Source organism: Zoogloea sp. (assembly GCF_044344315.1).
Lineage (GTDB): Bacteria > Pseudomonadota > Gammaproteobacteria > Burkholderiales > Rhodocyclaceae > Zoogloea.
Map to the genome: position 1 here is coordinate 35,943 of NZ_JBIJDC010000025.1, position 12,630 is coordinate 48,572.

At 65.8% G+C, this 12,630-nt stretch carries 15 protein-coding genes; 6 read left to right on the forward strand and 9 right to left on the reverse strand.

Annotated features, from left to right (window positions below; genetic code table 11):
- The first annotated feature begins 245 nt into the window (after window positions 1-245).
- Both ACIQ09_RS07820 and ACIQ09_RS07825 read left to right on the forward strand, forming a co-directional pair.
- Window positions 246-635: a DUF4398 domain-containing protein gene (locus tag ACIQ09_RS07820; RefSeq protein ID WP_398307908.1), complete on the forward strand. Its 390-nt coding sequence runs from the start codon at window positions 246-248 to the stop codon at window positions 633-635.
- A 23-nt stretch (window positions 636-658) separates the two neighbouring features.
- Entirely contained in the window at window positions 659-1,510 is an 852-nt protein-coding gene (locus ACIQ09_RS07825; protein WP_398307910.1) for an OmpA family protein, read from the forward strand.
- A gap of 254 nt (window positions 1,511-1,764) precedes the next feature.
- Here the strand turns inward: ACIQ09_RS07825 and ACIQ09_RS07830 are convergent, their stop codons facing one another.
- From ACIQ09_RS07830 to ACIQ09_RS07845, 4 genes are read right to left on the reverse strand one after another with little or no spacing between them, the layout of a single operon-like run.
- Complete coding sequence (locus ACIQ09_RS07830) at window positions 1,765-4,254, reverse strand: EAL domain-containing protein (protein WP_398307912.1); 2,490 nt, start codon at window positions 4,252-4,254, stop codon at window positions 1,765-1,767.
- A 60-nt stretch (window positions 4,255-4,314) separates the two neighbouring features.
- Window positions 4,315-4,521, reverse strand: coding sequence for a hypothetical protein (locus ACIQ09_RS07835; RefSeq protein ID WP_398307914.1), 207 nt, complete (start codon window positions 4,519-4,521; stop codon window positions 4,315-4,317).
- A 58-nt stretch (window positions 4,522-4,579) separates the two neighbouring features.
- On the reverse strand, window positions 4,580-4,795 hold the full coding sequence (locus tag ACIQ09_RS07840) for a CsbD family protein (RefSeq protein ID WP_398307916.1): 216 nt from the start codon (window positions 4,793-4,795) through the stop codon (window positions 4,580-4,582).
- Between the two features lie 55 nt (window positions 4,796-4,850).
- Window positions 4,851-5,177: a YqjD family protein gene (locus ACIQ09_RS07845; protein WP_398307918.1), complete on the reverse strand. Its 327-nt coding sequence runs from the start codon at window positions 5,175-5,177 to the stop codon at window positions 4,851-4,853.
- Between the two features lie 84 nt (window positions 5,178-5,261).
- Here ACIQ09_RS07845 and ACIQ09_RS07850 point away from each other — a divergent pair, with 84 nt between their 5' ends.
- The 4 genes from ACIQ09_RS07850 (at window position 5,262) to ACIQ09_RS07865 (ending at window position 8,265) form a co-directional block, all read left to right on the forward strand.
- Complete coding sequence (locus ACIQ09_RS07850) at window positions 5,262-5,756, forward strand: DUF1840 domain-containing protein (RefSeq protein WP_398307920.1); 495 nt, start codon at window positions 5,262-5,264, stop codon at window positions 5,754-5,756.
- Window positions 5,757-5,897: 141 nt separating this feature from the next.
- Entirely contained in the window at window positions 5,898-6,617 is a 720-nt protein-coding gene (locus ACIQ09_RS07855; RefSeq protein ID WP_398307922.1) for a Crp/Fnr family transcriptional regulator, read from the forward strand.
- 92 nt (window positions 6,618-6,709) lie between these two features.
- Entirely contained in the window at window positions 6,710-7,462 is a 753-nt protein-coding gene (locus tag ACIQ09_RS07860) for an N-formylglutamate amidohydrolase (RefSeq protein ID WP_398307924.1), read from the forward strand.
- The gene (locus tag ACIQ09_RS07865) at window positions 7,459-8,265 is read left to right on the forward strand and encodes a transglutaminase family protein (protein WP_398307926.1); all 807 of its coding nucleotides are present in this window, start codon (window positions 7,459-7,461) and stop codon (window positions 8,263-8,265) included. Before ACIQ09_RS07860 ends, ACIQ09_RS07865 begins: the two co-directional genes overlap by 4 nt.
- Before the next feature lie 38 nt (window positions 8,266-8,303).
- Here ACIQ09_RS07865 and ACIQ09_RS07870 read toward each other — a convergent pair whose 3' ends face one another.
- The 5 genes from ACIQ09_RS07870 to ACIQ09_RS07890 all read right to left on the reverse strand — a co-directional run bounded on the left by ACIQ09_RS07870 (window position 8,304) and on the right by ACIQ09_RS07890 (window position 12,174).
- On the reverse strand, window positions 8,304-8,948 hold the full coding sequence (locus ACIQ09_RS07870; RefSeq protein WP_398307928.1) for a hemolysin III family protein: 645 nt from the start codon (window positions 8,946-8,948) through the stop codon (window positions 8,304-8,306).
- 340 nt (window positions 8,949-9,288) lie between these two features.
- Window positions 9,289-9,999, reverse strand: coding sequence for an MBL fold metallo-hydrolase (locus ACIQ09_RS07875; RefSeq protein WP_398307930.1), 711 nt, complete (start codon window positions 9,997-9,999; stop codon window positions 9,289-9,291).
- Between the two features lie 9 nt (window positions 10,000-10,008).
- Window positions 10,009-10,323 (reverse strand): cyd operon YbgE family protein, encoded by a 315-nt coding sequence (locus tag ACIQ09_RS07880; RefSeq protein ID WP_398307932.1) that lies wholly within the window; start codon window positions 10,321-10,323, stop codon window positions 10,009-10,011.
- Window positions 10,310-10,951: a ubiquinol-cytochrome c reductase iron-sulfur subunit gene (petA, locus tag ACIQ09_RS07885; protein ID WP_398307934.1), complete on the reverse strand. Its 642-nt coding sequence runs from the start codon at window positions 10,949-10,951 to the stop codon at window positions 10,310-10,312. The genes ACIQ09_RS07880 and petA overlap by 14 nt, the downstream gene beginning before the upstream one ends.
- A gap of 257 nt (window positions 10,952-11,208) precedes the next feature.
- Window positions 11,209-12,174 carry an SLAC1 anion channel family protein gene (locus ACIQ09_RS07890; protein WP_398307936.1) on the reverse strand — a complete coding sequence of 322 codons (966 nt, stop codon included), beginning with the start codon at window positions 12,172-12,174 and terminating at the stop codon, window positions 11,209-11,211.
- Window positions 12,175-12,630 lie beyond the last annotated feature (456 nt).

A 12,630-nucleotide genomic window follows, 5' to 3' on the forward strand; every position in this document is an offset into this window, starting at 1 on the left:
CTCCGTCCGGGACGACAAGGCTGTGGCGAAATCTCGCTGGCAGGTTAATGGGCCCGGTTGGGGGGGTCGGTGCGCTGTCGCACACAGCCGGGCGCCCGTCTCCCCGGCGCTGTCATCCCCCTCCCCATGTACGCCAACGTACCGACGGCGCCCCCCTGGCCGCCCATTCTGCGGCCTGGGGTGTCCCTGCCGCCTTCAGGCAGCCCGGGCCCCGCACCCGACTTATTCAACGAAGGGAACACACCATGAAAGCCTCCACCAATCCTGGCCTGATGTGGGCCGGCTTGCCGGCGCTGCTGGCCGGCATGCTGGTATTGACGGCCGGCTGTGCCGGCACCCTGCCCCCCACCGAGCAGATGGCCCTGTCAACCGCAGCCGTGACCCGGGCGAGCAGCGCCGGTGGCACCGAGATGGCACCGGCCGAAATGCAGCTGGCCCGGGAGAAGCTCGACAAGGCCAAGGTGGCCATGAACGCCGAGGAGTTCGACACGGCCCGCAGGCTGGCCCGGGAAGCCCAGGTGGATGCCCAGTTGGCCGAGGCCAAGGCCCGCTCGGGCACCGCCCGCAAGGCCGCCGAAGAGCTGCAGAAGGGCATTCGCGTACTCGGCGAAGAGCTCGATCGCAAGAACAAATGATTTACCGACGCAAGGAACCGATCATGAAACCGCAACGCATGTTTTTTGCGATGAGCCTCATCACCTTGGCAGTGCTGACGGGGTGCAGTTCGCAACCACCGCGCAACGCCCTCCTCGATCAAGCCCGCAGCGACTACCAGACCGCTCAGAGCACGCCAGAAGCCCGAGATCTGGCCGGCGGCGAGATGAGACAGGCGGCCGACGCCCTCAAGTTGGCCGAGGAAGCCTCCACCCGTGGGGACGATGCGTCCGATGTGACCCATCTGGCCTACGTCGCCCGTCAGCGGGTTGCCATTGCCCAGGAGACTGGTCGCCAGAAAGCCGCTGAAGCCTCCGTCAGTGCCGCCCAGGGCCAACGCGACAAGGTGCGCCTGGCCGCACGCACCACCGAAGTGGATACAGCCAACCGCAGCGCCGCCAGCGCTCGCCAGGACAGCCGTGAAGCACGTGCCGAAACCCGCGACCTGGAGGCCCACCTGCGCGCCCTTAACGCCCGGCAGACGCCTCGAGGCATGGTCATCACCATTGGCGATGTGCTCTTTGACACTGACCGATCCGAGCTTCGTCAGGGCGGCATGCGCAATATGGAAAAGCTCGCCACCTTTCTCAAGACCTATCCCCAGCGCAAGGCCCGTATCGAGGGCTTCACCGATAGCTCCGGCAGCGACAGCCACAATCAGGCGCTGTCCGTCCGGCGTGCCGAGGCCGTCATGAACGCCCTGACCGGCATGGGCATCGGCAGTGATCGGCTCACTGCCCAGGGCTTTGGCGAGACCAGCCCTGTTGCCGACAACAGCCGCCCCGCCGGCCGCCAGATGAACCGCCGGGTCGAAGTTGTCCTCTCCGACGAAAACGGCCAGATCTCGTCCCGCTGAGCCCGCACACGCCGCAAAAGGTCTGCCCCCGCCGAGGGGGCAGACCCGTTTTACGGGAGCGACGGGCAAGGGCCGACGGTTAGGGGCGACTTCAGTCGCCCGCGGACTTCGATTAACGTCATGCCTGTGATCAAGGCGCGGATGGGCGACTGAATGAAGTCGCCCCTACCACTCGCGCCCCTGCCGCTCGCCTCCACGATCCCTCCCTCCGCCGTCCCCGAGCCCCCATAAGCCCTTCAGTTGCTGCACCTGACTCAACACACTCGGGGTTTCGCCAGGAGATCCTGGAAGGCCCTGGCGTCGACGGGATGGCTGAAGTGGTAGCCCTGCCCCTGGTGGCAGTGGTGGTCACGCAAAAAGCCCATTTGTCCGGACGTCTCGACGCCCTCGGCAATAACCCGCTGCTTGAGCTTGCGGGCCATGTCGATGACGGCACTGACGATGGTGGCGTCGCCCGTGTCGGTGACGATGTCGCGGATGAAGGACTGGTCGATCTTAAGGGTGTCGATGGGAAAGCGCTTGAGATAGCTCAGGCTGGAATAGCCTGTGCCAAAGTCGTCCAGGGCAAGATGAATGCCCAGGGCCTTGAGGGCCGTCAGCACCGCGGCGGAGGCGTCCGCATCCTGCATGAGGATGCTCTCGGTCAGTTCGAGCTCAAGGCACTCCGGCATCACGCCGGTTTCGGCAAGCGTGTGGGCCACGCCCTCCAGAAAATCCCTGTGACGAAACTCTACCGCCGAGATGTTGATCGATAGGGGCACGACGGGAAGACCCGCCGCTTGCCAGGCGCGCAGCTGCCGGCAGGCCTCGCGCAGGACCCAGCGCCCGATGGGCACGATCAGGCCGGACTCCTCGGCCACGGCGATGAATTGGGCCGGCAGGCGTAGGCCGAATTGGGGGTCCTGCCAGCGGATCAGGGCCTCGGCGCCAGTCATGCGCCCCGAGGCGAGATCAATCTGGGGCTGATAGTGGAGCAGGAACTCTCCGTCCTTGAGGGCCCTGCGCAGGGCACTTTCGATCAGCTGTCGGCTCACCGCGTGGGTACTCATCTCCGGGCGGAAGAACTGGCAGCTGTTGCGTCCGGCGGCCTTGGCGTAATACATGGCGGTATCGGCGTTCTGCAGCACCACATCGGGGCAGTCCCCGTCGTCGGGATAGACGCTGATGCCGATGCTCAGGGTCACGTGGAGTTCGTGGCCGCTGATCTGCTGGGGCTGGGAGAAGGTCTGGAGCAACTTGTCGGCAATCCGCGCCGCGTCCTGGATGTTCTCGATCTCCGACAGCAGGATCACGAACTCGTCGCCCCCCTGGCGGCACACGGTGTCGGTGACGCGCACGCTGGCGATCAGGCGGTCGGCAACCGACTGGAGCAGTTGATCGCCGATGGCGTGGCCGAGGGAATCATTGATGTGCTTGAAGTAGTCCAGGTCGAGAAACAGCAGTGCCACCTGCTTCTGGCGGCGACGGGCCAGACCGATGGCCTGGGAAAGCCGCTCGGTGAGCAGGGCCCGGTTGGGAAGACCGGTGAGGAAATCGTGGTGGGCCAGGTGTGTCATGCGCGCCGCCATGGCCCGGGATTCGCTGACGTCATGGAAGACGATGACGGCACCGGTGACCCGCCCCTCCCGGTTGTGAATGGGCGCGGCAGAATCCTCAATTGAGGATTCGACACCGTCCCGGCGCAGGAGCAGGCAATCGTTGCCCAGGCCGACGATGCGGTCCTCGTTCATGGCGCACCGGGCGGGGTCGAGGGCCGTCTCCCGGGTAATGCCGTCGATGATGCGGAAGACCTCCGGCAGGGGCCGGCCGAGGGCATCCTCCCGGGTCCAGCCGGTCATCCTTTCGGCCACCAGGTTCATGTAGGTCACGTTGCCAGGCATATCGGTAGTGAGCACCGCGTCGCCGATGGAGTTGAGGGTGACCTGGGCGCGCTCCTTCTCGGCAAACAGGGCCTCCTCGGCCATGCGCAGCACCGTTTCGGTGTGCTTGCGCTCCGAGACATCCTCGACGGTGAGCACATGCCCCGTTGGTGTGCCGGCCTCGTCCATGGGGGCCGCGTTGACGCGTACCCAAACGACGGCGCCGTCACCCCGCAGCAGGCGCATTTCGGCGCTGAAGGCTTGGCCCGTCTCCGCTGCCCGGTCCCACTCGGCGAGCACCCGCACACGGTCCTCGGGGGCCAGGGCGCTACGCCAGTCGATGCCACAGGGTTCAGTCGCGGTTTCGCCGACGATGCGCTGGTAAGCCGGATTGGCATACACGCAGGCGCCCTCCGGGTCCGAGACGAAGATTCCCAGCGGCGAGGCGTCGCTCATGGCCCGGAAGCGCGCTTCGCTGCGGCGCAGGGCATCCCGCGCGGCCTTGCGCTCGATCAGGTAATCCAGGGCACGGGGGAGCCAGTAGGCATCCAGGTGCCCTCTGACCAGATAGTCCTCGGCCCCCTGCGCCAGGGCGGCCTGGGCCAGATCCTTGCCCTCCGGAGGCACGAGCACCAGCACCAGGGCTCCCGGGGCCGCGCCGCGCAGGCGGGCCAGCAGCGGCAGACCCGCACCGTCGCGCAGGTACAGGTCAAGAAGGATCACGTCCGCCGGCGCGGCGGCGAGGCGCAGCAGGGCATCACTCGCACAGCTCACCTGTTCGACGCGAAAGGGCCGCTGGATGGCGTGCGCCAGCACCTCCTGGATGTGCTGTGCTTCCGTCGTATCGTCCTCGACGAGCAGGACCCGGACCGGCGATGGGCTCATGGCGGCCGCACCGTCTTCACCCCGCCCGGCCACAGCGGACAGGGGCCGGCATGCCCGGCTTCATGAACGGGGCGGCGGCAGAGGGCTCAGGTCAACCACGATGCCGCCCTCGCCCTCCCACCTTTTCAGGTTGGCCTCCAGGAGTTTGCCCACATGAGCGGCGGTATCAGGGTGGAGGTGCTCGACCATCTGAGCGGCAAAGGGGGATCGATCTCCGACCCTGTCGTCAGGTGGCGCGGTCGGGGTGAAGCGCATGAAGCTGGTCATGGTTCGATTCCTTTAAAAGCATGGGGCCCGCCGCATGGAAGGTGGCGGGCCCGCGGATTCAGCGCGGAGGCAGATCCTTGTTGAGCGATTCGAAGTGCTTGATCTGCGACTCGGCCTCATCCTTGGTGACCCCATAGGCCTCCTGGATCTTGCCGGCCAGGCCGTCACGCTTGCCGGCAATCACGTCCAGATTGTCATCGGTGAGCTTGCCCCACTGCTCCTTGACCTTACCCTTGAATTGCTTCCAGTTTCCTTCAACGATGTCCCAGTTCATTTTGAGCTCCTTCGATAGTGGGCCGGAGGACAGGTCTGCCCTTCGGATACGGCATTCAGCGGCGGGTAATCAGGAAGCCGATCAGGAACCCGGCGACGGCCGCACCGCCCAGTACCTGCCAGGGGTTTTCACGGACGTAGTGCTGGGTGGCGTCAGCTGCGCAATGGGCCTGGTGGGAAGCCCGCCGACGCACATCATCAAAACGCGAACGGGCGTCACCCATGGCGTCTTGTGCAGCGGAGCGTGCGCTCGCCAAGCCCTCAGCCGTGGAGTGGGCCATGTCGGTGAGGCGTGCATCGGCGCTATCGACAGCGTCCTTCACGTCCTTCATGAATCCTTCCTTACGGCTTTCAAGGGGCATGGGGGTGGTTTCGTTGGTCATGGTGTCTCCTGGTACGGATGGACAGGGCCCGGGCCAGCAGCGCCATACCTTGCATGGCACCGGCCGGACTGGAGGAGGCAGCGGGTGCCTCTCGAACCCATCGTCGTCTCCACCATGAAGCACGTCGGTGCGCCAGCGCACGTAGCGCGGGGCGGTCGGGCCGAGGGCTTGAGGGCACCGCGCTGGGTGCGCTGGCGCACAGACCAGCCCACTGCCCGGGCGGCACAGTGGGCTACTCCCTTTTCGAGGACGTCCACCATGCTGATCACCTTCAAATCCTCCGCCAGCGCCAACGTCATCACCTTTGAAAAGAACGCTCGGCAACTGCTCGACGTCCTAGGCAAGGACCGAGAGGAAAAAACCGGCATCGTCACCGTTGCCCAGCTTCCAGAGGCCATCGCTCGCCTGCGCCGGGCTATCGATGCAGACGCTGCCACCTATGCGGTGAAGGCCGGCGACCCACCCCAGTCGAGCGATGCCGGGGGGGATGCCGTGAGCTTTTTCCAGCGCGGCCTGCCCGTGCTGGAACTGATGGAGGGGGCCCTGCAGGAGGACACCCCTGTAACCTGGGGCGTTTAGCGCGGTCGGGTTTGCGAGCGGGTTTGACGGCAGTGTGCGTTACCGCCCCGACAGCCTCCGATCTCCTGCGCGACTCTGCGGACACACCCATAACGGGCTCGTCCCGCCCGGGGCGCCCGCCGTGACCAGGAAAGTCCACCCATGTCCGTGTTGCCCTCCGCCGCCTCCGGCAACCGCCTGCTCGCCTCGCTTCCGCGGCAGGAGTTGGTGCGTATGCTGGGCATCTGCACCCCGGTGGAGCTGAGCTTCGCCGAGGTGCTTGCCGAACCCGGGCTGCCCATCCGCCACGTGTGGTTTCCCACTGGCTGCGCCATCGCCCAGGTGGTGCTGATCGAGGGCCGGGCCAGCCTGGAGGTGGGTCTGGTGGGGGACGAGGGGGTGCTGGGTGTGCCCGTCGTGCTCGATGTTCCCTTATCGCCCGAACGTGCCGTGGTGCAGGTGCCAGGGCTTGCCCTGCGCGCCGACGCAGCCCGTTTTCGTGAGGAACTGGCCCGCTGCCCGGTACTGGGCCAGGTGCTGCGCCACTATGTACATGCCCTGATGGGGCAACTGGCGCAGACCGCCGGCTGTACCCGCTACCACGTCGTCGAACAGCGCCTGGCCCGCTGGCTGCTGATGACTCAGGACAGGGCCCACGGCGATCGCTTCCGCGTTACCCATGAGTTTCTCGCCTACATCCTGGGCGTACGGCGGGTGGGCATCACCCGGGCCGCCACCGCCCTGCAACAGCGCCGCATCATTCGTTATGCCCGGGGCGACATTACCATCCTCGACCGGGACGGCCTGAGCGGTGCGGCCTGCACCTGCTACGAGGCCGACCGGACCCGCTACGCGGTCGCCATGGCCGCCTCGTCCCTGTGAGCGCCAGCGCACAGACCCCAGCGCCTTGCCCTGTCATTCTCTATGTCTTGATTCCTGACGGTCGACCGTGACAACGGCACCGGCCCTGCCCCATGCCCGACCGTTGCGCTGTGGTGATCACCTGTGAGCACGGAGGAAACCGCATTCCGTCTCCCTACCGCAGCCTCTTCGCCGGGCAGGAGACCCTCCTGGCCTCCCACCGGGGCTTCGATGCCGGTGCGCTGGAGCTAGCCCGCGACCTGGCCGACGCCCTCGCGGCACCACTGGTGGCCTCCACGGTATGCCGTCTGCTGGTGGACCTGAACCGTTCCGTCGGCAACCCTGTGATCCATTCCGAAGTAATCCGCCATCTACCTGCCGAGCAGCGCGCAGCCATCCTTGCCAGGTTCTACCAGCCCTACCGCAGTGAAGCCGAGTCGGTCGTTCGCCAGGCCATTGCCGAGCGTGGAAGAGTCCTCCACCTGTCGTCTCACAGCTTCACGCCGGTGCTCGATGGCCGCCAGCGGCGCGCCGATGTCGGCCTGCTTTACGACCCCCGACGCCCGGGCGAGGTGGCCCTGTGCGCGCACTGGAAAGCCACCCTGGCCCACCTCGCCCCCCACCTCCAGGTGCGCCGCAACTACCCCTATGCCGGCAAGGGCGACGGGCTGACCGCCTGGTTCCGCCGGCGCCTGCCCGCCGATGCCTATGTCGGCATCGAACTGGAGGTGAATCAGAAACACCAGGCCGACGGGGGCGCCCACTGGGCCGCCCTGCGCCGGACCTTGATCGAGTCCTTGCGCGAGGCCCTCTTGCGCAGCACCGGCAGCCCGCCGGCCCCACCCTTGCCGCAGGAGCTCCCATGAAAATCCGCATCGGTTTCGATATCACCTACGAATGCCCTCAGCCCACCCCGATGATCCTGATGGTCAATGTGCACTACTCGCGCATCTCCGACATGATCACCCCCGACCACCTGATCGCCGATCCGCCGGTGCCACTCCGCGCGTATCGGGACAGTTTCGGCAACTGGTGCTCGCGCATCGTTGCCCCCAAGGGCCTGCTGCGCCTGCGGACCGACGCCCTGTTGAATGACTCCGGCCAACCTGACATCGTGGTGGCGCAAGCCCGCCAGACCCCGGTTACCGAGCTGCCCGACGAGACCCTGATGTTCCTGCTCGGCAGTCGCTACTGCGAAACCGACCGCCTGTCGGAGATCGCCTGGCAACTCTTTGGTCACACACCACCGGGATGGGCGCGGGTCCAGGCCATCTGCGACTACGTGCATGGGCACATCCGCTTCGGCTACCAGCATGCCCGCGCCACCAAGACCGCCTGGGAGACCTGGCACGAGCGGGTCGGGGTGTGCCGGGATTATGCCCACCTGGCCATCACCTTCTGCCGCTGCATGAACATCCCGACCCGCTACTGCACTGGCTACCTGGGCGACATGGGCGTGCCGCCTCCCTACGGACCAATGGACTTTGCCGGATGGTTCGAGGTGTGGCTGGACGGGAACTGGTACACCTTCGATGCGCGCAACAATGTGCCGCGCATCGGCCGGGTGCTGATCGGTCGTGGCCGGGATGCCGCCGATGTGGCCATCAGCAACACCTTCGGCCCCAACATCCTGAAGAACTTCGTCGTCATGACTGACGAGGTGCGCTGAACCGCGTGGAAGCGTGGTGAGCCGCTGTGGCGCGTTGCTCAGGCGGCGTAGCCCAGCACGGCGAAGAAGTGGCAGGTGGTGCCGGCCATCACGAACAGGTGCCAGATGAAATGCCCGAAGCGGAGGCGCGCGTCGGTCATGTAGAACACCACACCCCCCGTATAGGCCAGACCACCGGCCACAAGCCAGGCCAGGCCTGCCGGCGCGACCCGCTCGATCAGTGGCACGGCGGCAATGACCACCAGCCAGCCCATGGCCAGGTACAGGCCGGTGGACAGCCAAGGATTGGCGAGCCGGTCTAAGGCCTTCAGGGTCAGGCCGACGGCCGCCATGCCCCACACCAGCCCGAACAGGGTCCAGCCCCAGGGGCCGTCGAGCACGCCCAGGGCAAAGGGCGTGTAGCTGCCGGCGATGAACAGGTAGATCGCCCCGTGATCCATCCGGGCCAGCAGGCGCTTGGCCCCCGGTCGGGCCGGAGAGGCCGCGTGGTAAAGGGTGGAGCTGAGGTAGAGCAGCACCATCGTCGCCGCAAACACACAGGCCCCCACGATGTTGGCAGCGCTGCCGCGCTGGGCCGTCACCACGATCAGAATCGGCGCCGAGGCCAAGGCCAGCACAAAGCCCAGGCCATGGCTAACGCTGTTGGCGAGTTCCTCGGCGGCCGACTGGGGGCGATCCTGCATGGCGGTCCTTTGGTAAGGTCACTTATCCAGGATAGACCGATTGAGAATGGATGCGTTGCATTATCAGTGCGTTAATCCTCCCCATCAGCCGCGGTAGCGGACGGGCCGCCTGACGGGCGGATTCAGCGCAGCCCCCGCAGGTAATGTCGCTCGAAGTAGCGCTTGGCCCAGTGCATCGCGCGCAAGGGAGGCAGCACCCAGCTGCGTTTCGCGTCCCGGTAAACCAGCGTCCCGGCGCTCAGACTATCAACAATGCAGATCAACTCGGGCCGGGTTCGGCCGCGGCGTTGAAAAAGCACAGCTGGAAGCCATCTCGACGCCCCTGCTGACGCAACAGGGCTCAATACCGGGCATCTTCTTGAGAAATCGCCCGCCGGTCGCAATGATCAAGCCGTCGTTCGGCAGCGCCCCCTGGTCGGTCAGCACCAGACTGCAAGGCCCGGTAGCGGCTGACGAAGCGATCTCGCGAATGGGGCTGGAAGAAGGGATTGTGGCGGCGCTCTTCACCGATGGTGGAAACGGTGCGACCGTGAAAGTCATGGCCTGGAAACACCAGGGTCTCGTCCGGGAGCATGAAGAGCTGGTTGAGCACTGAATCGTAGAGTCGCCCCGGGTCGCAGTCGTTGTCCTTGGCCTGACTGCAGCCGCCCAGTTCCAGTGCATCACCACAGAAGACCCGGTCCTGCCACAGGTAGCTGACGCTGCAGGCGGTGTGGCCCGGGGTGGCGATCACCCGGATGTCCGCCTCTCCCACCTGCAACTGCTCGCCGTGAGCCACGGCACGCTGCCCGGAAAGCCGGCGCCCTCCCCTGCCGATGATCACCTGGGCGCCGGGATAGAGATCGGGCAGGCTGTTGCCGGGGTCCACGTGGGTGTGAGTCAACAGGATGAAGCCGAGATCGAAGTGGCGCTCCGCCAGCAAGGCACTCAGCAACAGGGCCTGACACGGGTCGGGACGGGGATCGATGGCCACGGCCTGGCCGGTAGCGGGGTCGGCGAGCAGGTAGCTCATGGCAGCCTGATCGGGCTCAAAGAACTGGCGAAAGTACATGGCGGGCTTTCAGTGACCTGCGATCTGGAATACAGCGAGCACAAGGGCGCCCAGGCAGGCGGGGCTGGACAGAAAGGCCTGGGCGACGCGGGGCAGCCCGGCCGCCAGGCCCAGGCCGCTGGCAAAGCCGGCGCCCATGGACCACAGCAACAGGATGGCGGCAAAGGGATCGGCTGCACCCCAGCGGTCCTGGCTGGCGTGTGGCGCGAAGATCAGCAGGCCGGCCACCACCAGGCCAGTAAGCACCGACAGGATGCGGATGCCTGCATCCTCCTTACCACTGCCTTCACGATCGTCGGCGGAGGCGTGCTCAGGCAGGGCCATTGTCTTCACCGATACGCAGGCGCGCGTCACTGAGGTAGGTGTAGGGCGGCACTTCCAGGTTGGTGGGGGCAGGCTTGTTCTTGAAGACCCGACCGGCGAAATCAAAGGTGGAGCCGTGACACGGGCACAGGAAGCCACCCGGCCAGTCAGCGCCGATGGCCGGGTTGCCGGGCTGGAAGGCTGACGAGGGCGAACAGCCCAGGTGCGTACAGATGCCCACCGCCACGAAAATCTCAGGGCGCCGGGACCGGTGCGGGTTGTGTGCGTATTCCGGTTGCTGCGATTCCACCGCGGAGCCCGGATCGGCGAGCTCGCCTTCGGACTTGGCGAGGGCGGCGAGCATCTCCGGGGTGCGATGCAGGATCCACACAGGCTTGCCACGCCATTCGATGACCATCATCTCGCCCGGCGCCAGCTTGTCGATATCCACCTCCACCGGCGCGCCTGCGGCCATGGCCCGCTCGGACGGGGTAAGGCTGGCCACGAAGGGAACGGCGGCTGCCGCCGCCAGCACGCCCCCCACCCCAGCGGTGGCAATCAGCAACTGGCGTCGGCCAGGGTTGCAGGGGGTTGAGCAGGACGTGGAGGTGTTCGGACTTCCGAGAGTGGAAACGGGGGTGCTTGCCATGGGGGCTTCTCCTGGGGACTGGGGCGCCGGGGTCGGACACCAAACATAAGCAAGTGCTTATCAAGTCCCGTGCCAGCACGGCAGCTCAGGGGAAATCCTTTTAATTACAGCCACCTGAGATTATGCGTTGCGTATGGCTGTCCATGCTGAAACGAAAGTGGCAGCAAGATTGGCAGCACTTTGTCTTATATATGGCAGTTATGGCAGCCGATCATCGCCCTCTGCAAGACACAAGCCAGTGCCCTGCAGCGACGCATCTACTCCGCGCGGCAGATCTCGCCACGCAGTGCAGCGCGGACGGTGAGCCCCCCCAGCAGGGCAATCACCGCACTGCTGATCAGCACCAACGCCCCACCCAGGAGACGGAGCGCGGGCAGCCCGCCGAGTTCGGCCATTGACAGGGTCGCAACACTCAGCGCGGCCAGCGGAAACGAATAGGCCCAGGCCGAAACGAAGAACGGAACCCTGAAAAAGCGCATTGCATTGCTGGCAAAGAGCATTCCCAGGAACAGGGCCGTGTAATACAGCACCCGCCCAAAAGCATCGAGGCCGCCGGAAAGGCTGGTGTAGGCAACAAAGCCGACTGAGGGCGGTGCCAGCAGGATGAACAGCGTGGGCGTGAGGCGCAGGGCCAGCGGTGCGTGGAAGAACAGGCGATACATCACGATGGCGAACAGCACGATCCAGAACACCAGCCCGATGCTGAAGAAGAACCACGACACCTCCGCCGGCGCAAACCTGACACCCGCGAGGGGGACGATGATGTTGCCCACCACCGGAATGAACCAGGCCGGGTTGAGATGCTGGATCTCGAAATGGGTGTGGTGGATCCAGGCGCTCATGGTCCGCAAGGTGAACACCAGATGCAGTGCCGCGCCCACGCCCCACATCCAGCTCGCCACGTCCGGCGCCATCCGGCTCCATGCCGTTGCCAGCAACAGGATGCCGATGGAAATGGCGGGAACGAAGTTCATCTTTACCGGATGCGCGGCTTCGGCCCGTGCCGCGGCCGGATGGCGAAACAGCTTGACCCCGTAGAAGCCGGCCACCACCAGGAACACCAGACCAGCCAGCACGGCAAGCCCCTGCCCCACCAGCCCCGACCAAGCGAGCACCTGCGCAGCTTTCTGCCAGGCCAGAGCGAGCCCGGCTATCCCCATCACCGTGGAGAAGAGCGCAACCGGGAAGTGGGCGAGGGATGTTTCGTGCTGCGGGTCAGGCATGTTTATGGAGCTCGGAGTGGGGTTCATGGTTACGTGGAGTCAGGATGTGAGTCGGAACGGCCTGCCCAATACACCGAGCCCGTGCAGGTACGCCATGACGGTGGCTGGAGGGACCGTGGGGTCGAATTTATTGGCTCTGTTCGCGTTAGGTATGTAAGCCCTGCCCCTGGCAGGCACGCCGGGCTCGGTGAGCCTTGCCTGTCGGGGGTGAAGCGCTTTTCGGACTTTACGTGAAGGTCGTTGTCTCATTCCGTTCGACCTCGAACCGGTGAGCCCTTGCGGGACGGTGTTCCGTTGTACTACGTCACATTGGCCGGGGACTCGCCCCCGGCGGGCGACCTTCTTTCTTGTTGTACGACAAGAAAGAAGGCAAAGAAACGTACCCCGCTGTCGCGCCCCCTTCGGGGGTTCCCTCCTTCCGGCGATGCCGGGCGGGGTCTTCGCAAACTCGCCCTT